Source organism: Streptomyces sp. WAC07094 (genome assembly GCF_036320405.1).
GTDB lineage: Bacteria > Actinomycetota > Actinomycetes > Streptomycetales > Streptomycetaceae > Streptomyces > Streptomyces lannensis.
In genome coordinates, this window is record NZ_JAVMJZ010000001.1 from 6300891 (window position 1) to 6321546 (window position 20656).

The 20656-nt window shown below is 70.3% G+C and carries 16 protein-coding genes; 9 read left to right on the top strand and 7 right to left on the bottom strand.

The window, feature by feature from the left end; genetic code table 11:
• Positions 1-38: 38 nt before the first annotated feature.
• Together RCR19_RS27895 and RCR19_RS27900 are read left to right on the top strand one after the other, a co-directional pair.
• Positions 39-2006 carry a TerD family protein gene (locus RCR19_RS27895; protein ID WP_331267622.1) on the top strand — a complete coding sequence of 656 codons (1968 nt, stop codon included), beginning with the start codon at positions 39-41 and terminating at the stop codon, positions 2004-2006.
• 287 nt (positions 2007-2293) lie between these two features.
• On the top strand, positions 2294-3295 hold the full coding sequence (locus tag RCR19_RS27900; protein ID WP_331267623.1) for a TerC family protein: 1002 nt from the start codon (positions 2294-2296) through the stop codon (positions 3293-3295).
• A 136-nt stretch (positions 3296-3431) separates the two neighbouring features.
• Here RCR19_RS27900 and RCR19_RS27905 read toward each other — a convergent pair whose 3' ends face one another.
• Positions 3432-4736, bottom strand: a complete 1305-nt coding sequence (locus RCR19_RS27905) for an MFS transporter (protein WP_331267624.1) — start codon at positions 4734-4736, stop codon at positions 3432-3434.
• A 100-nt stretch (positions 4737-4836) separates the two neighbouring features.
• Positions 4837-5883, bottom strand: a complete 1047-nt coding sequence (locus tag RCR19_RS27910) for a S66 peptidase family protein (RefSeq protein ID WP_331267625.1) — start codon at positions 5881-5883, stop codon at positions 4837-4839.
• Between the two features lie 104 nt (positions 5884-5987).
• Between RCR19_RS27910 and aroQ the strand changes: the two genes are divergently transcribed.
• Positions 5988-6461 carry a type II 3-dehydroquinate dehydratase gene (aroQ, locus tag RCR19_RS27915; RefSeq protein WP_331267626.1) on the top strand — a complete coding sequence of 158 codons (474 nt, stop codon included), beginning with the start codon at positions 5988-5990 and terminating at the stop codon, positions 6459-6461.
• Positions 6462-6706: 245 nt separating this feature from the next.
• On the opposite strand, the gene RCR19_RS27920 is transcribed toward aroQ, so the two are convergent.
• Together RCR19_RS27920 and RCR19_RS27925 are read right to left on the bottom strand one after the other, a co-directional pair.
• Positions 6707-7363, bottom strand: coding sequence for an MBL fold metallo-hydrolase (locus RCR19_RS27920; RefSeq protein ID WP_059133110.1), 657 nt, complete (start codon positions 7361-7363; stop codon positions 6707-6709).
• A gap of 22 nt (positions 7364-7385) precedes the next feature.
• Complete coding sequence (locus tag RCR19_RS27925; protein WP_331267627.1) at positions 7386-8087, bottom strand: maleylpyruvate isomerase family mycothiol-dependent enzyme; 702 nt, start codon at positions 8085-8087, stop codon at positions 7386-7388.
• 223 nt (positions 8088-8310) lie between these two features.
• On the opposite strand from RCR19_RS27925, the gene uvrA reads away from it, so the two are divergent.
• Positions 8311-11346 (top strand): excinuclease ABC subunit UvrA, encoded by a 3036-nt coding sequence (gene uvrA, locus RCR19_RS27930; protein WP_331267628.1) that lies wholly within the window; start codon positions 8311-8313, stop codon positions 11344-11346.
• Positions 11347-11462: 116 nt separating this feature from the next.
• On the opposite strand, the gene RCR19_RS27935 is transcribed toward uvrA, so the two are convergent.
• The gene (locus RCR19_RS27935) at positions 11463-12374 is read right to left on the bottom strand and encodes a carbohydrate kinase (RefSeq protein WP_331267629.1); all 912 of its coding nucleotides are present in this window, start codon (positions 12372-12374) and stop codon (positions 11463-11465) included.
• Positions 12371-13423, bottom strand: a complete 1053-nt coding sequence (locus RCR19_RS27940; protein ID WP_331267630.1) for a LacI family DNA-binding transcriptional regulator — start codon at positions 13421-13423, stop codon at positions 12371-12373. The genes RCR19_RS27935 and RCR19_RS27940 overlap by 4 nt, the downstream gene beginning before the upstream one ends.
• A 192-nt stretch (positions 13424-13615) precedes the next feature.
• On the opposite strand from RCR19_RS27940, the gene RCR19_RS27945 reads away from it, so the two are divergent.
• Complete coding sequence (locus RCR19_RS27945; protein ID WP_331267631.1) at positions 13616-14044, top strand: Rieske (2Fe-2S) protein; 429 nt, start codon at positions 13616-13618, stop codon at positions 14042-14044.
• Positions 14045-14062: 18 nt separating this feature from the next.
• Here the strand turns inward: RCR19_RS27945 and RCR19_RS27950 are convergent, their stop codons facing one another.
• On the bottom strand, positions 14063-15010 hold the full coding sequence (locus RCR19_RS27950) for a hypothetical protein (RefSeq protein WP_331267632.1): 948 nt from the start codon (positions 15008-15010) through the stop codon (positions 14063-14065).
• 450 nt (positions 15011-15460) lie between these two features.
• Here RCR19_RS27950 and uvrC point away from each other — a divergent pair, with 450 nt between their 5' ends.
• The 4 genes from uvrC to whiA are packed head-to-tail and all read left to right on the top strand — an operon-like array spanning position 15461 to position 20548.
• Entirely contained in the window at positions 15461-17494 is a 2034-nt protein-coding gene (uvrC, locus tag RCR19_RS27955) for an excinuclease ABC subunit UvrC (protein WP_331267633.1), read from the top strand.
• On the top strand, positions 17491-18504 hold the full coding sequence (rapZ, locus tag RCR19_RS27960) for an RNase adapter RapZ (protein WP_331267634.1): 1014 nt from the start codon (positions 17491-17493) through the stop codon (positions 18502-18504). The genes uvrC and rapZ overlap by 4 nt, the downstream gene beginning before the upstream one ends.
• Positions 18501-19568 (top strand): uridine diphosphate-N-acetylglucosamine-binding protein YvcK, encoded by a 1068-nt coding sequence (gene yvcK / locus RCR19_RS27965; protein ID WP_331267635.1) that lies wholly within the window; start codon positions 18501-18503, stop codon positions 19566-19568. The genes rapZ and yvcK overlap by 4 nt, the downstream gene beginning before the upstream one ends.
• Complete coding sequence (whiA, locus tag RCR19_RS27970) at positions 19559-20548, top strand: DNA-binding protein WhiA (RefSeq protein ID WP_059133100.1); 990 nt, start codon at positions 19559-19561, stop codon at positions 20546-20548. The genes yvcK and whiA overlap by 10 nt, the downstream gene beginning before the upstream one ends.
• Positions 20549-20656 lie beyond the last annotated feature (108 nt).

Below are 20656 nucleotides of genomic sequence, written 5' to 3' on the forward strand. Positions count from 1 at the left end.
GGGCACCAGGACACCGAGCGACGTAGGGGGACAAGGCGATGACGGCCGAGCTCGTCCGGGGGCAGAACCACCCGCTTCCCGAGGCCCGACTCGAGATCAGGGTGTCGGCCGGCAAGCCGGTGCTGGCGGGGGCGACGCTCAGTGACGCGCAGGGCAAGGTGCGCGGCGCCGAATGGGTGGCCCACCCGGGCGCGCCCACGCTGCCCGGCCTGGAGGTCTCCAAGCAGGCGGCGGCCGATCATCGCCTCGCATTCGATCTGGACGCCCTCCCGGAGAGCGTGCACCGGGTGGACGTGCTGCTCGCCCTGCCGACCGGGACAGGCGGCCCGGTGCGGTTCGGCGCCGTCGCCGCCCCCTTCGTCGCGGTCACCGGACTCGACGGCTCCGAGGTCGCCAGCTACACGATCACGGGGCTGGACTCCGAGTCGGCCGTCATCGCGCTGGAGCTCTACCGCAGGCAGGACTCCTGGAAGGTGCGTGCCGTCGGCCAGGGGTACGCGGGCGGGCTCGCCGCCCTGCTCGCGGACCAGGGGCTGGCGGAGGCCGCGCAACTCGCGACCGGTATCAACGACGCGGTGGTGCAGGGCCTGTCCCGTTCGGTGGCGCCACCCCCGCCGCGCCTGCCCGAGGGCGACCGCGCGTTGCAGACGCCGGCCCCCGCGGGATCCCAGGGCGCATCCGGCACCGTGCCGCCGCAGCAGGGCGCGCCCGGCGCACCGCAGCACGGATCCCCGTACGACGTCACCGGCGAGGCGAGCCCGGTTGCGCCGCCCGCCGCGCCGGGCGCCTCGATCAACTACACACACCCCGGTCGGGCGGCCGGGGCACCGCCCCCGCCCGCTCCCACCGCACCGCCCTCGGACCCCGGACAGCCCGCACAGCCCGTCGCGGGCGCCGCGACCGGCTGGTCCATGGAGGAGCGCCTGTACAACCAGGTGTGGGGCATGTTCGAGGATCTGGCACGTACGGTGGCCGCCTACCGCAGTGCCGTCGACTTCGCCGACTCGCGCATGGAGCAGGAACTGGACAAGGCCCTGTCCGATCCGCGCAGCCGTATAGGCGGGCAGGGCCACGTCGCACGCGAGGCGGCCCAGACGAAGCACACCGAGCTCGTCGGTCAGGCCAGAGCAGCCCTCGACCGTGACCTGACCCAGCTCATCGCCGAGTCCGACGTCGTCGAGCCCGCCCTGCCCGTGGCGTTCGCGCGCTGGGACAACCCGGTCTGGCACGGGTACCGGGTGCCGATGGAGATCCCCATGGCCCTGCGCCTCGGCGATCTGTACCTGCCCGAGAGCGAGAACCTGCGCATCCCCATGCTGATCAGGCTTCCGCTGGAGCGCGGGCTGTGGATCGACAGCGGCCGCTCGGGCCATCACGACGAGCTCGTGGACCAGGACGAACTGCGCCGTCTGGCCATGGACGTGGCGGTGGCGCACGCGGCACGGCTGCTCGCCGTGTACCCGGCGGGCGAGTTCGTGGTGCACGTCATCGACCCCGCGGGTTCGGCCGCGCGCTCACTCACCCCCCTCGTGCGGTCGGGTGTGCTCCCCGCCCCGCCGGCCGTCGGTCCGGCGAGCGTGGCCGACGTGCTGACCAGGCTCACGGAGCGCGTCGACCTGGTGCAGATGGCGGTGCGCGGCGGTGCAGCTGACGCGCTGCCGCCCGGCCTGGACACCGCCGAACAACTGCTGATCGTCAACGACTTCCCGCACGGTTTCGACGACCGGGCCGTGACCCGGCTGCGCTATCTCGCGGACGAGGGCCCGTCCGTGGGCGTCCATCTGATGATGGTCGCCGACCGGGAGGACGCGGCCGCCTACGGACCGCTGCTCGACCCGCTGTGGCGTTCGCTGCTGAGACTGTCGCCGGTGCCCGACGACCACCTGGCGGACCCCTGGGTCGGCCACGCCTGGACGTACGAGCCGCCGCGTGTCCCGCGGGGCAGTCAGGTGCTCGACCAGGTGCTCGACCAGGTCGCCGAAGCACGCCGCACCTGGGATCGCTGATCCGGGACCGACTCTTCACCAAGAGTAAGTAAAGGGACCCTGAGCTGGGCATTTGGATCTTCTTTTACCAATCGCTTTACCGTTCCTTGGTGATTCGGGTACTCTCGTTCACACGGAGGGGAGTACTCCCTACCTGCAGCGGCGTGCCCGTCAGTCCGGATCCGGCCAGATCCCGGGGCGTCGGCCCGCAGGCTCCGGGCGCGTCGAGCGTCCGGCGCCCCGCGGGTGGAAGAGACCTCCGGTAGCGACGACGCTGACCTATGCCGTGACGTACTGCCGGAGGCGCAGTGAATGTATCCCTGACCCTGTGGGTCCTGACGATCGTGGGCCTCGCCGCCCTGATCGCGGTCGATTTCTTCATCGGCCGCAAACCGCACGATGTGTCGATCAAGGAAGCCGGCATCTGGACGATCGTCTGGATCACTCTCGCCGGTCTGTTCGGCGTGGGGCTGCTCGTCTTCGGCGGCGGTCAGCCGGCCGGAGAGTTCTTCGCCGGATTCATCACCGAGAAGTCGCTGAGCGTCGACAATCTCTTCGTCTTCGTCCTGATCATGGCGAAGTTCGCGGTGCCCTCGCAGTACCAGCAGCGCGTGCTGCTGGTCGGTGTCCTCATAGCCCTGGTCCTGCGGGCCGTGTTCATCGCCGCGGGAGCCGCGATCCTCGCGTCCTTCTCCTGGGTCTTCTTCCTCTTCGGCGCCTTCCTGATCTGGACCGCCTGGAAGCTGATCCAGGAGGCCAGGGCCGAGGAGGAGGACGAGGAGTACGAGGAGAACAGGCTGCTGAAGGCCGCCGAGCGCCGCTTCGGTGTGGCCGACCGCTATCACGGCACCAAGCTGTGGATCACGCAGAACGGCAAGCGGGTCATGACGCCGATGCTTGTCGTGATGCTCGCGATCGGTACCACCGACGTGCTTTTCGCCCTCGACTCCATCCCCGCGATCTTCGGCCTGACGCAGGACCCCTACATCGTCTTCACGGCCAACGCGTTCGCGCTGATGGGTCTGAGGCAGCTGTACTTCCTCATCGGTGGCCTGCTCAAGAAGCTGGTGCACCTTTCGTACGGTCTGTCGGTCATCCTGGGCTTCATCGGCGTCAAGCTGGTGCTGCACGCTCTCCACGAGGCGGGGGTCCATGTCCCCGAGATCTCCATCCCGGTCTCGCTGGGCGTGATCTGTGCCGTTCTGATCGTCACGACGATCACCAGCCTGCTTGCCACCAGGAGGCGGCAAGCGGTCGAGGCGGCGGGGAAGGACGACGACAAGACCCGGAAACACAGCATCGAGGCCTGACCCGCGCCGGTCGGGCACAACACGCGAGGGGTGCACGGCGCATTGCCGGGTGCCCCTCACGTGCGCTCGCCGGCACCCGTGGGCCTCGTCCCCGGATCGCTGACGGCCCGCGTCCCGTGCGCCGTCTTCCTGCGGTTCAGCCGGGAGCGGGTTCCGCGACCGCGACCGGCACGGGACGGGTCTCCGGCAGCAGAGCGAAGCAACCCAGGCTGACGAGGCCCACGGTCGTCAGATAGGCAGCGACGCCCCAGGGCACCCGGCCGGCGTGTCCGGTCAGCGCGGTGGCCACGATCGGGGTGAGGGCACCGCCGAGGACGCCACCGAGGTTGTAGCCCACCGCCGCACCCGTGCAGCGCACCCGGGGCTCGTACAACTCCGGGAGATACGCGGCGACCACCGCGAACATCGTGATGAAGGAGAGCATCGCCCCGAGGAACCCCAGGAACATCAGCGCCGGCTCGCCGGTCGACAGCAGAGCGACCATCGGGAACATCCACACGACGACGCCCGAGCACCCCGCGAGGCACAGTGGCCGCCGTCCGTAGCGGTCCCCCAGAAGTGCCAGGAAGGGAGTGAGGGCACCCTGCACCACCACGGTGGCGAGGACACAGGCCAGCACGACCGTACGGCTCACGCCGAGCCGTTCCGTCGCGAAGACCAGGGACCAGGTCGTCACGGTGTAGAAGACGGCGTACCCCACCGCGAGGGCACCGGCCGTCAGCAGGAGGAGCCGCCAGTGGCCGCGCACCACCTCGGCGAACGGCACACGTGCCCGGTCGTGGAGTTCCAGGAAGAGCGGGCTCTCCGTGAGCGAGCCGCGCAGCCACAGACCCGCCACCGCGAGCACTCCGGCCGCCCAGAACGGAATCCGCCAGCCCCAGGCGGCGAACTGCGTCTGCGACAACGTCGCGGACAGGCCCAGCATCACGCCGTTGGCCAGCACGAACCCGAGCGAGGGGCCGATCTGCGGAAAGCTCGACCACAGCACCCGGCGCCCGGCCGGAGCATGCTCCACGGTCAGCAGGACCGCACCGCCCCACTCACCGCCGAGCCCCAGGCCTTGGAGAAAGCGAAGAACCAGAAGGAACAGGGGAGCCGCCGTGCCGATGGTTCCGTACGTAGGCAGGCAACCGACCGCCACCGTGGCGGCTCCGGTCAGCAGCAGTGACGCCACGAGGACCGGCCGCCGCCCGCGCCGGTCACCGAGGTGACCGAACAGGACGGAACCGAGCGGCCGCGCCACGAATCCGGCCGCGAAGGTACCGAACGCCGCCAGCGTGCCCGTCATCGGGGAGAGTGTCGGGAAGAACAGCGGGCCCAGGACCGGGGCGGCCGCGGTCCCGTAGACGAAGAAGTCGTAGAACTCGACGGCCGTCCCGGCCAGCGAGGCCGCCGCGAGCCGGAGCATGGACGGGGTTTTCACGCTGCGTGCAACATGCATGTCGCGACAACTACCCACCGTGATCAAGGGTTACGGGGGCGTGCGGGGGCTCAGTGCATGTGATGGCCGGGACGGGCGTGCGCCCGGGGTACCGGTCGGGTCAGTAGGTGACGATGATGCGCCGGGCGGGGCCGTCCACACGGATCATGCCTCCATAGGGGAGGATCACCTGCGGATCGGTGTGCCCGAGATCCACGTCGAACACCGCCATGGTGTCGGGGGCGTACATCTTCAGGGCACGCAGTACCGCCGCACGCTGTTCCGCCGCGTAACGGGCGCCTTCCTCGGGACTGTTGGGACGCTCGAACGACCAGGCCTTCGGCCGGCCCATGAGCAGCGCGGAGAAGCGCTGGAGCAGCCCGCGCTCACCCATGTTGCGCAGGGTGTGGAAGACCTCGTCGCTGCTCGGCATGTCCTCGGACGTCTCCAGGAAGAGCACTCCGCCGTCGTGGACCGCCGGATCGTGCGCGACTTCCCGGTCGGCCATGAGCAGCCGGCCGACGATCTCCAGACAGCCTCCCCAACTGCGTCCCTCGACCACCCGGTCGGCGTTCACCCAGGTCCAGCCCGAGCCGCGCCGGGTCTCCGGTTCGGCCTCGAAGGTGGCCGGATCCGCCCAGTCCCGCGCCTTGTCCGTCCAGAACCCGGCCGGCCTCACCTCGTACGGTCCGCAGGTGAAGAGGGCGGCCCTCAGCGACTCCGCGGTGAGCGGTGCCATCGCCCCGGGACGGCCCAGTTCGACCATGACGGAACCGCCGTGATAGCTCACCACGCCGGTGTTCCACAGGAAGGCGTGCAGGTTGGTGTTGTCGCTGTACCCGAAGTACGGCTTGGGGTGAGCGCGTATCAACTCCCGGTCGAGCAGGGGCAGTACCGTGATCTGGTCGTCGCCGCCGATCGAGGCGAACACGGCCTTCACGGCCGGATCGGCGAACGCCGCGTGGAGGTCGTCGGCGCGCTCCCCGGGGGTCGCGCCCATCTTCCGGGTGGCCGGATACTCGACGGGTTCCAGGCCGAAAACGGTGCGCAGCCGTTGGAGTCCCAGCTCGTACGGGCGCGGGAAGAGGGCGGGGAGTCCGGCGGAGGGCGAGACGACGGCGACTCGGTCGCCGGGCACGAGCTTGGGCGGGTGGACGGTTCGCGTCATGGCCGGAGGGTACGGTCCCCGTCCGTCCGGTGCACCGTGATAAACCGGGGGCCGAGACACGGTCCCCCTCAAGGGCCGGCAGACCCGAACGGACCGGAGGAACCGTGCCCCGCACTCTCGCCGACGCCCCGATCATGGTGCTCAACGGCCCCAACCTGAACCTGCTGGGGCAGCGCCAGCCGGAGATCTACGGTTCGGACACGCTCGCGGACATCGAGGCGCTGTGCGTGAAGACGGCGGCGGCGTACGGCGCCGCGGTGGACTTCCGGCAGTCCAACCACGAGGGCGAACTGGTCGACTGGATCCAGCAGGCGCGGCTGAACCACGCCGGTGTCGTGATCAACCCGGCGGCCTACTCGCACACGTCCGTCGCGATTCTCGACGCGCTGAACACCTGCGACGGACTGCCGGTGGTGGAGGTCCACATCTCCAACATCCATCAGCGCGAACCGTTCCGTCACCACTCGTACGTCTCTCTTCGCGCCGACGGTGTCATCGCGGGATGCGGGGTGCAGGGATACGCGTTCGCGGTGGAGCGGGTGGCGACGCTGGCGGGCGCGGCACGGGCGGAAGCCTGAGCCGTCGGGACCGACGGCCGGGGCCGCCGGTCGAGGGCGGGAGAGAGGGACCGGCGACCCGTACCGCGTAGGAGCCGTCATCCCGCGCGGGGCTGACTCCAGTTGACCGCAAGGCCGTACGGCCGGGGAGCGCACGCGCGGCATCGATGCGTGCGAACGGTTCACACGGGGCGCGTGAGCCTGCTCGTCACGCGGTGTGTCGAAGCAGGCTCGGCGCGCGGGGTCCCGCGTTCACCACCCGGCGCTCACCATCCCCGCTCGTGCCACTCCGGCAGATGCGGACGCTCGTCGCCCAGCGTGGTGTCGTTGCCGTGCCCGGGGTAGACCCAGGTCTCGTCCGGAAGCGCGTCGAAGATCTTCGTCTCGACGTCGTGGATCAGGCTGGCGAAGGCCTTCGGGTCCTTGTGCGTGTTGCCCACGCCGCCCGGGAACAGGCAGTCGCCGGTGAACACGTGCGGGTGCCCGTGCGGGTCGTCGTAGACGAGGGCGATCGAGCCCGGGGTGTGCCCCACCAGGTGGCGGGCGGTGAGTTCCACCTGCCCCACCCGGATCGTGTCGCCGTCGGCGACCGGGACGTCGGTCGGGACGGGAATGCCCTCGGCGTCGTCCCGGCCCGCGTACGTCCGCGCGCCCGTGGCCGCCACCACCTCGGCGAGCGCCTGCCAGTGGTCGGCGTGGCGGTGCGTGGTGACCACGGACGCGATGCCGTCGTCGCCGATCGAGCCGAGCAGGGTGTGCGCGTCGTTGGCCGCGTCGATCAGCAACTGCTCGTCGGTGGCCCGGCAGCGCAGCAGATAGGCGTTGTTGTCCATGGGGCCGACCGCGATCTTGGTGATCATCAGGTCCTTCAGCTCGTGCACGTCCGCCGGGCCGCCGACCGTCACCGTTCCGCTGTACGTCATGGCTGTCAGCCTACCGACGAGATCACAGCGCGGGCAGTACGGGCAGCGCCACACCTTCGTCCACGACGGTCAGTCCTTCGCCCCGGGTGCGTCCCGCGAGCCAGCCGAGCAGCGCGGACGACCGACCCGTCACGGTGACGGGCCCGACGTCCTTGCGGCCGGTGGTCCAGACGAGCCGGCCGGGGTCCTCCAGGGCGGTCAGGCTGATGCCGGGGACGGCGGGATGGTCCGCGAACCGCTCGGTGAGGAAGTCGATCTCCCGCTCCACGAACTCCGCCGGCAGATGCTCCAGCTCGTAGCCGATTCCCAGGTCGACGTGGTGCAGCTCGACCTCCACCCACCGCCGGAACGGCACCCGGGCCGCCGAGTCCGTGACCCCGTTGCGCAGCTCGACCGTGCGCGACCAGTCCGCGGGCTCGGCGCCGGCCTCTTGGAAGCGGGCGCAGCTCTGCCGCAGGTCGTCGAGCTGGACGTCCAGGGCACGCGGGGCGTCCCGCTCGATGTCGGTGTCCCTGGCCTCGGCGGAGACGTACATGGGGCGCCCCTGCAGAACGTTCACGAGCGCGTCCGCGTTGCGGGACAGATGTGCGAGGACGTGGCCGCGATTCCAGCCGGGCAGCCGTGACGGAGCCTCCATCGCTGCGTTGTCCATGGTGGCGGCTGCGTGCAGCAGTCGGTCGGTCGCGTCACGTACAGACGCCAGGTCACGCGCGTGATCAATCATGGCCCGACCCTAACTGTGCCCACTCCTTCGGGTGAAGGAAGCGGACCGGACCCGCAAATCGAATGTGCGTGCTATAGGGTCGAGTGCGGCGTCGGGCATGCTGGATGGCCCGGGATTGTTATGAACCCTGGAATCCGACCGGCGTTGTCAGTGGCTCCCCCTAGTCTGAAAAAGCACGGGGGCCCCGCCCCTGTCGCTTCTCTCAAGAAAGGTGCGGACCGGCGTGGCCGACCGTCTCATCGTCCGTGGCGCGCGCGAGCACAACCTGAAGAATGTCTCGCTCGACCTGCCACGCGACTCGCTCATCGTCTTCACGGGCCTGTCGGGGTCGGGCAAGTCCTCGCTGGCCTTCGACACGATCTTCGCCGAGGGCCAGCGCCGTTACGTGGAGTCGCTGTCCTCGTACGCACGGCAGTTCCTCGGGCAGATGGACAAGCCGGACGTCGACTTCATCGAAGGACTTTCGCCGGCGGTCTCCATCGACCAGAAGTCGACCTCGCGCAATCCGCGCTCGACGGTCGGCACGATCACCGAGGTCTACGACTACCTGCGTCTGCTCTTCGCGCGCATCGGCAAGCCGCACTGCCCCGAGTGCGGCCGCCCGATCTCGCGCCAGTCGCCCCAGGCCGTCGTCGACAAGGTCCTGGAGCTGCCCGAGGGAAGCCGCTTCCAGGTGCTGTCGCCGCTCGTGCGGGAGCGCAAGGGGGAGTTCGTCGACCTCTTCGCCGACCTCCAGACCAAGGGCTACAGCCGCGCCCGGGTGGACGGCGAGACGATCCAGCTGTCCAGCCCGCCCACGCTGAAGAAGCAGGAGAAGCACACCATCGAGGTGGTCGTCGACCGCCTCACGGTGAAGGACTCCGCCAAGCGCCGGCTCACCGACTCGGTGGAGACCGCACTCGGCCTCTCGGGTGGCATGGTCGTGCTCGACTTCGTCGACCTCCCCGAGGACGACCCCGAGCGCGAGCGCATGTACTCGGAGCACCTGTACTGCCCGTACGACGATCTCTCCTTCGAGGAGCTGGAACCCCGTTCCTTCTCCTTCAACTCGCCCTTCGGCGCGTGCCCCGAGTGCACCGGCATCGGCACCCGCATGGAGGTCGACCCCGAGCTGATCGTCCCGGACGAGGACAAGTCCCTGGACGAGGGCGCCATCCACCCCTGGTCGCACGGGCACACCAAGGACTACTTCGGCCGCCTCATCGGCGCGCTCGCGGACGCCCTGGGATTCCGGACGGACATCCCCTTCGCCGGTCTGCCGCAGCGCGCCAAAAAGGCCCTGCTCTACGGCCACAAGACGCAGATCGAGGTCCGCTACCGCAACCGCTACGGGCGCGAGCGGGTGTACACGACGCCGTTCGAAGGCGCCGTCCCGTTCGTGAAGCGCCGCCACAGCGAGGCCGAGAGCGACGCCAGCCGGGAGCGCTTCGAGGGCTATATGCGCGAGGTACCGTGCCCGACCTGTCAGGGCACCCGCCTCAAGCCGGTCGTCCTCGCGGTCACGATCATGGACAGGTCGATCGCCGAGATCTCCGCGATGTCGATCAGCGACTGCGCGGACTTCCTGCGGGAGCTCAGGCTCGACGCCCGAGACAAGAAGATCGCCGAGCGGGTCCTGAAGGAGGTCAACGAGCGGCTGCGGTTCCTGGTCGACGTCGGTCTGGACTACCTCTCGCTGAACCGCGCGGCCGGCACGCTCTCCGGCGGCGAGGCCCAGCGCATCCGGCTGGCCACCCAGATCGGTTCCGGACTCGTCGGCGTCCTGTACGTGCTCGACGAGCCCTCCATCGGCCTGCACCAGCGCGACAACCACCGGCTGATCGAGACCCTGGTCCGGCTGCGCGACATGGGCAACACGCTCATCGTCGTCGAGCACGACGAGGACACCATCAAGGTCGCCGACTGGGTCGTCGACATCGGCCCCGGCGCGGGCGAGCACGGCGGCAAGGTCGTGCACAGCGGCTCCCTGAAGGAACTGCTCGCCAACGACGAGTCGCAGACCGGCCAGTACCTGTCGGGCAAGAAGTCCATCCCGTTGCCCGACATCCGGCGCCCGCGCGACCCGTCCCGGCGGCTCACGGTGCACGGCGCCCGGGAGAACAACCTCCAGGACATCGACGTCTCCTTCCCGCTCGGCGTGTTCACGGCCGTCACGGGCGTGTCCGGCTCCGGAAAGTCGACGCTGGTCAACGACATCCTCTACACGCACCTTGCGCGCGAACTGAACGGCGCGCGCAACGTCCCCGGGCGCCACACGCGTGTGGACGGCGACGACCTCGTCGACAAGGTCGTGCACGTCGACCAGTCGCCCATCGGCCGCACCCCGCGGTCGAACCCGGCGACGTACACGGGCGTCTTCGACCACATCCGCAAGCTGTTCGCCGAGACGACCGAGGCGAAGGTGCGGGGCTACCTGCCAGGACGCTTCTCCTTCAACGTCAAGGGCGGTCGCTGCGAGAACTGCGCGGGCGACGGCACGATCAAGATCGAGATGAACTTCCTCCCGGACGTCTACGTCCCGTGCGAGGTCTGCCACGGCGCCCGCTACAACCGGGAGACCCTGGAGGTCCACTACAAGGGCAAGTCCATCGCCGAGGTCCTGAACATGCCGATCGAGGAGGCCATGCACTTCTTCGAGGCGGTCCCGGCGATCTCCCGCCACCTCAGGACGCTGAACGACGTCGGCCTCGGTTACGTCCGCCTCGGCCAGTCGGCGACCACCCTGTCCGGTGGTGAGGCCCAGCGTGTGAAGCTCGCCAGCGAGTTGCAGAAGCGGTCCACCGGACGCACGGTCTATGTGCTGGACGAGCCGACCACCGGTCTGCACTTCGAGGACATCAGCAAGCTGCTCACGGTTCTCGGCGGCCTGGTCGACAAGGGCAACACGGTCATCGTCATCGAGCACAACCTCGACGTCATCAAGACCGCCGACTGGGTCGTCGACATGGGACCCGAAGGCGGCGCGGGCGGCGGTCTCGTGGTCGCCGAGGGCACGCCCGAGGAGGTCGCGGGGGTCTCGACCAGCCACACCGGCAAGTTCCTGCGCGAGATCCTCGGCGCCGACCGCATCAGCGATGCGCCCTCCGTGAAGGCCCCGCGCAGAGCGGCCACGAAGACGGTCGCCGCCGGCTCGACGGCGAAGGAGACGGCGACGGCCAAGGCCGTGAAGACCGTCAACAACACGGCGGCCAAGAAGGCGGCCGGTGCCACGAAGAAGGCGGCACCCGCGAAGAAGTCCACCCGGGCGCGCAAGGCCTGACACCGGGGCGCGCCCCGAACGACACGGTGCCCCGTGGGAACTCCCCACGGGGCACCGCTCGTCGGACGGAACGGCCGCTCGGGCCTCCGCGCGGCGGGTGGACGGATCAACGCGGGCTACGGGGCCACCAGTTCGGACGCGTACGGCGGTTCCGCGCCGGCGCGGGAGCAGGTGATGGCCGCCGCGCGGGCGGCGAAGCCCAGCAGACCCTTCCAGCCCTCGGCGCCCAGGGCGGCCAGTGCCGTCGGGGAGAGGGCGTCCCGGGCAGCCAGACCGTGCAGCAGCGCCGCGTTGACCGTGTCGCCCGCGCCGATCGTGTCCACGACGTCGACCCGCACACCCGGCACGGAATGCTCCGCACCGTCACGGGTGAAGACCGTCAGCCCGTCGCCGCCGCGGGTGACCACAACGGCGGCGGGGCCGGAGGCCAGCCATTCACGGGGGGTGCCGCCCAGCCACTGCGCGTCCTCGACGGACAGCTTCAGCAGCGACACCGACGGCAGCCAGCTCTTGAAGCGGGCCCGGTAGGCGTCGGGGTCGGCGATCAGTCCCGCCCGGATGTTCGGGTCCAGTGCCGTGAACACACCCTGTGCGGCGGCGCCGCGCATCAACTCCTCGTATGCGCCGGCCCCCGGTTCGAGGACGAGGGAGCAGGTGCCGAACGAGACGGCCCGGGTGCCCCGGGGGAGGCATGCCGGTGCCGTGAACAGCCGGTCGGCGGTGCCCTCGACGTAGAAGGAGTACGCGGCCGAGCCGTTCTCATCGATCGTGGCGACCGCCAGCGTCGTCGGCTCGCTGCCGCGCTGCACGGCGGAGACGTCCACGCCGGCCCGGCGCAGTCCGTCGAGGAGTGCCTCGCCGAAGGCGTCGCGGGAGGTGCGGGAGCAGAACGCGGTGGGGGAGCCGAGCCGGCCGAGAGCGACGGCGGTGTTGTAGGGGCCGCCGCCCAGCGCCGGCCGCAGAGGCGTGAGCGCGCCCGTCCCCTCGGGGACCAGATCGATCAGGGCCTCACCGGCGACGACGATCACGAGTCGGTTTCCTTCCGGTAGGGGGTGTCGGGGCAGCCGCACGAGGTGCGGTGGACGAACACACCGGGCAGCCGCACGGTGCGCGCAGGGCGGCCCGGGTCCTCCAGGCGCTCCAGCAGCAGCCGAACGGCCTCGGTGCCGATCTCCCGGCTCGGCTGGGAGACCGCGGTGAGCCGGGGGGAGAACAGGTCCGCCCAGGCGAAGTCGTCGAAGCAGCACAGCGCAAGGTCGTCCGGGACGGACACTCCACGCCCGCGCAGGGTGCGCAGTGCTCCGATGGTCATCGTGTTGTTGGCGGTGACCAGGGCCGTCGGGGGCGCCGCGAGCGACAGCAGGTCGGTGGTGGCCCGCTCGGCGCCCTCGGCAGCGGAATCGCCCGAGGCCAGCAACCGCTCGTCGTAGGGCAGTCCCGCGGCCGCGAGTCCCTGCCGGTAGCCGCTGGTCCGCTCGGTCGTCGTGCTGAACCCGGGACGTCCCGCGACAAGGCCGATGCGGTGGTGACCCAGCTCGGCGAGATGGGTCACCAGACGGGCCATGGGGTCCACGTTCTCGCCGCAGACCTGGTCGAACGCCTGTGGCGCGGGTGTGCCTGCGGGGGCCGTGTCGACCAGCCGGTCCACGAACACGGTCGGCACCCCGTGCCGGGCAAGGAGGGCGAGCAGTCCGTCCGGGTCCGCCGAGGGGGCGACGATCACGCCGTCGACGCGTCGTTCGTGCAGCAGCTGGACGGCCTTGCGTTCGTGCACGGGATCGTCGTGCGGGTCGGCGACGAGCAGGCCGTAGCCGTGTTCGAGGGCACTGGCCTCGACGCCCTGGAGGATCTCCGTGAAGTACGGATTGCTGATCGCCGACACCGCGAGCCCGATGGACCGGGTGCGGGCCGTCACCAGGGAACGGGCAAGTGTGTTCGGCGTGTAACCCAGCTCGTCGATGGCGTCGAGTACCGCCCGGCGGGTGTGGGGGCGTACCGGCCGGGTGTCGTTCAGCACGTGCGAGACGGTCGCGACGGACACACCCGCGCTCCGTGCCACATCGGCCATCGTTGCCATCGCGTCCCCCTCCTGGGCCGTCTGGCCGGGAAGGTATCCCATTCGACGGCCCGCGTAAACGCTTGCGCAAGCGTTTACGTCCCCACCTCGCACGGCCTGCTCCCGCCCCGCCCCGAGGCGGGACGACCGCCACCGGTATCGTCGAAACGGCCCGCGACCCGGTGGGCATCGGCCCTGACCAGTGGAGACGCCATGTCCGCCCGTCCCGCAGCGACCCGTCGTACCGTCCTTCGCGGGGCTGCGCTCACCCCGGTCGCCGGGCTCGGGCTCGCGGCCTGCTCGTCGGGTGGTGACGGCGGTGCCGCGTCGGCCACGTCGACCGCGCCGGTCTCACTCGGATCCGAGAACGAGGTCCCGAAGGGCGGCGCGAAGCTGTACCGGGACGCGAACGTCGTCGTGAGCCGCAGCGCGGACGGCTCCTTGAAGGCCTACAGCACGATCTGCACACACGCCGGGTGCGCCATCAACAAGCTGTCCGGGACGACACTCGTCTGCCCGTGCCACGGCAGCCAGTTCGACGCCGTCTCCGGCAAGGTGGTGCAGGCTCCGGCCACCGAGCCGCTGAGCGAGCTGCCCGTCGAGGTCAAGAACGGCAGGATCGTGGCGGGCCCGGCGGCCTGACGGCTCAGGAGAGACCCTTCACCCCCAGTCCCACTCGATCCCCACGATTCCCGACCGGACGCGCGGCTCCACGAGATGTACCGAGCGGTGGCGTCCGCTGAGCGGCAGCTCCTGACGGCCGCTGCGCGGCGCGGCGGGAGAGTGCTGGGCGAACCGGTGGCAGCGCACCGGCAGCGCTTCGTGGTCGAAGCTCACCTGGAGCGCGTACTGCCCGCCCGCCAGCCTGAATCCGCGGAGGTACTCGGCGCAGGGGCCGGCGGTGCCGTCCTCGAAGCCGTAGCGGAAGAGAAACGTGTCGCCGGTCCGCAGCCGGGTGTCGAAGAGCAATTCGGCTGCCAGGAGGCCCGTGTCGTGGTGCCACCGCACGCGTCCTGTGCGGCAGTTCTCCTGCGCGTGCACCACGATCCGCTCCGGGGCGCAGCCCGGATCGCCGTGGTGGATGGCGACGTAGCGATCCACTCCGTCCTTGTGGGCGCGCACGATGTGGTGCGACTCGCGGGCCAGCAGTTCCCGGCGCGACCCGATACGGACCCGCTCGTGGTGGCCGAGGGTGTGCAGTCCGCCGTCCAGGGGCGACTCCAGCTCGGCGAGGAGGCGTTCGAGCACGCCCGAGGCCTCCACCAGGGAGCGGTAGGAGCGGCCCGGCGGACGGTCGGGGTCGGGCCGCTCGTCGGTCGACGTCAGCAGCCGGATCAGCGACTCGTCGGGCAGCTGGAGTATCTCCTCCAGGGCACGCACGGCGCGCAGGGACTCGGGCCGCTGGGGCCGGCGTGCGCCCTGCTGCCAGTAGCTCAGGCTGGTCACCCCGACTCTGACCCCGTACCGGGACAGATGGTGCTGTACGCGTTGCAGCGGCAGCCCGCGGGCGGTGATCGCGGCGCGCAGCGCGACATGGAAGGGTCCGCCACGCAGGGCCGCCTCCAACTCCGCCGGGACTGTGTCCGCATGCTGTGTGCCGTACCGCATACAGGGGGGCCTTTCTGTGAATGTTCACGACGGCTGGTCAGACCGTTCGCAGGGGGCGTTCCGGGCCGGTCGGGGCGTGCGGCGTCCGTTCACAAGCGGACCCCGCCGATCACGGCCCGGAGGTTCCACGCATTGAAGCGTGTTGACCAAGCCCCGACAACACCTGATGCCTACCGGACGGAAGACTCTTCGCCTCCATGGCCGGTTCGGCCGTGTTGCGCCGGCCCTTCCCGCGACCGCCCCTGCCCACTCCGGTCGCGCCGTGGCCAGGCAGGCGCCCCGCACGCGCCGGATCCGGCCGGAACGCTCCTCTCGTAGCCGTTGTGCGCCGCCTGCGGAAGGCGGTGTCCCGGACGGCCGGGACCAGGCATCCCCGTGCCCTCGGCGGCCCTGCGGACCCTTGTCCACAGGCGCGCCGCTGTGTCGGCCCCCGCCAGTAGGGTGTGAGACATGGCCGACCCCTCCAGCTACCGTCCCCAGCCGGGAGAGATCCCGGACTCACCCGGGGTCTACAGGTTCCGTGACGAGCACCGCCGGGTGATCTACGTCGGAAAGGCGAAGAGCCTGCGCCAGCGCCTGGCGAACTACTTCCAGGACCTGACGAACCTCCACCCGCGCACGCGCACCATGGTGACCACGGCCGCGTCCGTGGAGTGGACGGTGGTGTCCACGGAGGTCGAGGCGCTGCAGCTGGAGTACACCTGGATCAAGGAGTTCGACCCCAGGTTCAACGTCAAGTACCGCGACGACAAGAGCTACCCCTATCTCGCGGTGACGATGAACGAGGAGTTCCCGCGCGTTCAGGTGATGCGTGGCCAGAAGCGGAAGGGCGTACGCTACTTCGGCCCGTACTCACATGCGTGGGCGATCCGCGACACCGTGGATCTGCTGTTGCGCGTCTTCCCCGTGCGCACATGCTCGGCCGGCGTCTTCAAGAACGCCGCCCGCACCGGGCGCCCCTGCCTGCTCGGCTACATCGGCAAGTGCTCCGCCCCCTGCGTCGGCCGGATCTCCCCCGAGGAGCATCGTGAACTGGCCGAGGATTTCTCCGACTTCATGGCCGGCCGCACCGGCACGTATCTGCGTCGTCTGGAGAAGCAGATGATGCAGGCGGCCGAGGACATGGAGTACGAGCGTGCCGCCCGGCTGCGTGACGACATCGAGGCCCTGAAGAAGGCGATGGAGAAGAACGCGGTCGTGCTCACCGACGCGACCGACGCCGATCTGATCGCGGTCGCCGAGGACGAGCTGGAGGCGGCCGTGCAGATCTTCCATGTGCGCGGCGGACGGGTGCGCGGCCAGCGCGGCTGGGTCACCGACAAGGTCGAGGACGTCACGACCGAGGCCCTCGTCGAGCACGCCCTCCAGCAGCTCTACGGCGAGGAGACGGGCGACTCCGTGCCCAAGGAGGTACTGGTCCCGGCGCTGCCCGACCCCATAGAGCCCGTCCAGGACTGGCTCACCGGCCGCCGTGGGTCCAATGTGTCCCTGCGCATCCCGCAGCGCGGTGACAAGAAGGCGCTGATGGAGACCGTGCAGCGCAACGCCCTGCAGGCGCTCGCCCTGCACAAGACCAAGCGCGCCTCCGACCTGACCACCCGGTCGCGCGCCCTGGAGGAGATCGCCGACGCCCTCGAGCTGGACAGCGCGCCGCTCAGGATCGAGTGCTACGACATCTCGCACCTCCAGGGCGAGGACGTGGTGGCCTCCATGGTGGTCTTCGAGGACGGACTGCAGCGCAAGGGCGAGTACCGCCGCTTCCAGATCAAGGGCTTCGAGGGCCAGGACGACGTCCGCTCCATGCACGAGGTGATCACCCGCCGCTTCAGGCGCTATCTCGCCGAGAAGGAGAAGACGGGGGAGTGGGCGGACGGGGACGTCCTGACAGAGGAGGACGGGCGGCCCAAGAGGTTCGCCTACCCGCCGCAGCTCGTCGTCGTCGACGGCGGTCAGCCGCAGGTCGCGGCGGCCAAGAAGGCGCTGGACGGGCTCGGCATTGACGACATCGCCGTGTGCGGCCTCGCCAAGCGTCTGGAGGAGGTCTGGGTGCCGGGCGAGGACGACCCGGTGGTGCTTCCGCGCAGCAGTGAGGGCCTCTACCTCCTCCAGCGCGTCCGCGACGAGGCCCACCGTTTCGCGATCACCTACCAGCGCACGAAGCGGACCAAGCGGCTCAGGACAAGTCCCCTGGACGAGGTACCCGGGCTCGGTGAGACACGCAAACAGGCGTTGATCAAGCACTTCGGCTCGGTGAAGAGGCTTCGATCCGCGACAATCGACCAGATTCAGGAGGTCCCCGGCATCGGCCGCAAGACGGCCGAGACGATCGCCGTGGCCCTCGCCAAGGCGGCCCCGGCCGCACCCGCCGTGAACACGGCGACCGGAGAGATCATGGAAGAGGAGGAACCCGAGACGACGGCGGGTTCCTTCGGGGAGCCCGTGTCCGCGGGACCTCCCGATGAGCGACGGGGGCAGGAGACATGACCGAGCAGGACCGGAGCGCGGAAGAACGCGCGACGCAGGACCAGGCCGCCCACGAGGACGCGGGTGAGGATCAGCCGCCCCAGGAGGCGGAACAGGAAAACGGAGCACAGGTGAGTACGGGAATCGAAGCCTCCGGGGTGCCGGACACGGCCATCCCCGAGCTGGTGATCATTTCCGGTATGTCCGGTGCCGGCCGGTCGACGGCCGCGAAGTGTCTGGAGGACCTCGGCTGGTTCGTCGTCGACAACCTGCCGCCCGCGCTGATCCCCACCATGGTGGAGCTGGGCGCCCGCTCCCAGGGCAACGTCGCCCGCATCGCGGTCGTCGTGGACGTCCGCGGCCGGCGTTTCTTCGACAACCTCCGCGAGTCGCTGGCCGACCTGGAGTCGAAGAACGTCACACGGCGGATCGTGTTCCTGGAGTCCTCCGACGACGCCCTGGTGCGCCGATTCGAGTCCGTCCGCCGGCCGCACCCGCTCCAGGGCGACGGCCGCATCGTCGACGGCATCGCCGCCGAGCGTGAGCTGCTGCGCGAGCTGCGCGGCGACGCCGATCTGGTGATAGACACCTCCAGCCTCAACGTGCACGAACTGCGTGCCAAGATGGACGCCCAGTTCGCCGGTGAGGAGGAGCCCGAGCTGCGGGCCACCGTGATGTCCTTCGGCTTCAAGTACGGCCTCCCGGTGGATGCCGACCTGGTCGCGGACATGCGCTTCCTGCCCAACCCGCACTGGGTCCCGGAGCTGCGCCCGTACACCGGCCTGAACGAGGAAGTGGCCGCGTACGTGTTCAACCAGCCCGGCGCCAAGGAGTTCCTCGACCGCTACGCCGAGCTGCTCAGGCTGATCGCGGCCGGGTACCGCCGGGAGGGCAAGCGCTACGTGACCATCGCCATCGGCTGCACCGGCGGCAAGCACCGCTCCGTCGCCATGTCGGAGAAGCTCGCCGCCCGGCTGGCCGCAGAGGGAGTGGAGACCGTGGTCGTGCACCGGGACATGGGGCGCGAGTGACCGGACGTACTCTGCGGCTGAGCAGGCTGCGCCGGGTGGTGTCCGAGGGACGGGGCGGCAGCCCCGCCGAGGCCCGCGGCGGCCGGGCGCGCCGCCGCGGCACCCAGCCCAAGGTCGTCGCCCTGGGCGGCGGCATGGGCCTGTCCGCCTCGCTCGCCGCGCTGCGCCGGATCACCGGCGACCTCACCGCCGTCGTCACCGTCGCGGACGACGGCGGCTCCAGCGGCCGACTGCGCGACGAGCTCGGCGTGCTCCCGCCAGGAGATCTGCGCAAGGCGCTCGCGGCGCTCTGCGGCGATGACGACTGGGGCCAGACCTGGGCACGGGTCATCCAGCACCGTTTCCAGTCCAAGGGCGATCTGCACGAGCACGCGGTCGGCAACCTGCTGATCGTCGCCCTGTGGGAGCAGCTGGGGGACCATGTCCAGGCTCTCGACCTGGTCGGCAGGCTGCTCGGTGCCCACGGCCGTGTCCTGCCCATGTCCGCCGTACCCCTGGAGCTCCAGGCGCTCGTCAAGGGACACGACCCGGTACACCCGGACGAGATCGGAACGGTACGCGGGCAGGCGAACGTCGCGCTGACCCCCGGCGAGGTGCAGTCCGTGCACCTCGTGCCGAACGACCCGCCGGCCGTGCCCGAGGCGGTCGCCGCGGTGCTGGACGCCGACTGGGTCGTACTGGGCCCGGGCTCCTGGTTCTCCTCGGTGATCCCGCATCTGCTCGTCCCCGAGCTCCTGGACGCACTCTCGGAGACCAAGGCGCGCCGGATACTCTCCTTGAACCTCGCTCCGCAGCCAGGAGAGACCGCGGGCTTCTCCCCGCAGCGTCATTTGGAGGTTTTGGGACGACACGCCCCTAAACTCGCCCTGGACGTGGTGCTGGCCGACCAGGCCGCCGTGCCCGACCGTGCATCGCTGAACGAGGCCGCCAAGCGGTTCGGCGCCACGGTCGAGCTGGCACCGGTGGCCCGGACCGACGGAACCCCGCGGCACGACCCGGAGCTGTTGGCCGCCGCGTACGACCGTATTTTTCGGATGCATGGAAGGATCGGCCCATGGCGATGACGGCAGCGGTGAAGGACGAGATCTCCCGGCTTCCCGTCACCCGGACCTGCTGCAGAAAGGCGGAGGTCTCGGCGATCCTGCGGTTCGCGGGTGGACTGCACCTGGTCAGCGGCCGCATCGTGATCGAGGCGGAGCTGGACACGGCGATGGCCGCACGGCGTGTCAAGAGGGACATCCTGGAGATCTTCGGTCATGCCTCCGAGCTGATCGTGATGGCGCCCGGTGGACTGCGCCGCGGCTCGCGCTATGTGGTCCGCGTGGTCGCGGGCGGTGACCAGCTGGCCCGCCAGACGGGTCTCGTCGACGGCAGGGGCCGCCCGATCCGCGGGCTGCCCCCGCAGGTGGTCTCGGGGGCCACCTGCGACGCCGAGGCGGCCTGGCGCGGCGCGTTCCTGGCGCACGGCTCGCTGACGGAGCCCGGTCGCTCGTCCTCGCTCGAGGTGACCTGCCCCGGTCCCGAGGCCGCGCTCGCCCTGGTCGGCGCCGCCCGCCGACTGTCGATCGCCGCCAAGGCGCGCGAGGTGCGGGGAGTGGACCGTGTGGTCGTGCGGGACGGCGACGCCATCGGCGCGCTGCTCACCCGGCTCGGCGCACACGAGTCCGTGCTGGCCTGGGAGGAGCGGCGGATGCGCCGCGAGGTCCGTGCCACGGCCAACCGCCTGGCCAACTTCGACGACGCCAACCTGCGCCGTTCCGCCCGTGCGGCCGTCGCGGCCGGTGCGCGGGTCGCCCGTGCCCTGGAGATCCTCGCCGACGAGGTGCCCGAGCACCTCGCGGCGGCCGGCCGACTGCGCATGGAGCACAAGCAGGCCTCCCTCGAGGAGTTGGGCGCCCTCGCCGACCCGCCGCTCACCAAGGACGCGGTCGCGGGCCGTATCCGCCGGCTGTTGGCGATGGCCGACAAGCGGGCGTCGGACCTCGGGATCCCGGGCACGGAGTCCAATCTCTCGGAAGAGATGGCGGACAATCTGGCCGTGTGAACGGCGAGCTCGACACGCCGGTTCCCGTCGCCTTCTGAGGGAGTGTCGGGAACCGGCGTTTGTCTGTCCTTGAGGCACTCTTGACTCGATCATGAACTGTCATGAGCC

Excerpts from the sequence above, each read along its gene's own strand:
- RCR19_RS27895 (WP_331267622.1), top strand. The coding sequence starts at position 39 with ATGACGGCCGAGCTCGTCCGGGGGCAGAACCACCCGCTTCCCGAGGCC.
- RCR19_RS27905 (WP_331267624.1), bottom strand. The coding sequence starts at position 4,736 with ATGCATGTTGCACGCAGCGTGAAAACCCCGTCCATGCTCCGGCTCGCG.
- RCR19_RS27910 (WP_331267625.1), bottom strand. The coding sequence starts at position 5,883 with ATGACGCGAACCGTCCACCCGCCCAAGCTCGTGCCCGGCGACCGAGTC.
- RCR19_RS27920 (WP_059133110.1), bottom strand. The coding sequence starts at position 7,363 with ATGACGTACAGCGGAACGGTGACGGTCGGCGGCCCGGCGGACGTGCAC.
- RCR19_RS27925 (WP_331267627.1), bottom strand. The coding sequence starts at position 8,087 with ATGATTGATCACGCGCGTGACCTGGCGTCTGTACGTGACGCGACCGAC.
- RCR19_RS27940 (WP_331267630.1), bottom strand. The coding sequence starts at position 13,423 with ATGGCAACGATGGCCGATGTGGCACGGAGCGCGGGTGTGTCCGTCGCG.
- RCR19_RS27945 (WP_331267631.1), top strand. The coding sequence starts at position 13,616 with ATGTCCGCCCGTCCCGCAGCGACCCGTCGTACCGTCCTTCGCGGGGCT.
- RCR19_RS27950 (WP_331267632.1), bottom strand. The coding sequence starts at position 15,010 with ATGCGGTACGGCACACAGCATGCGGACACAGTCCCGGCGGAGTTGGAG.
- uvrC (WP_331267633.1), top strand. The coding sequence starts at position 15,461 with ATGGCCGACCCCTCCAGCTACCGTCCCCAGCCGGGAGAGATCCCGGAC.
- rapZ (WP_331267634.1), top strand. The coding sequence starts at position 17,491 with ATGACCGAGCAGGACCGGAGCGCGGAAGAACGCGCGACGCAGGACCAG.
- whiA (WP_059133100.1), top strand. The coding sequence starts at position 19,559 with ATGGCGATGACGGCAGCGGTGAAGGACGAGATCTCCCGGCTTCCCGTC.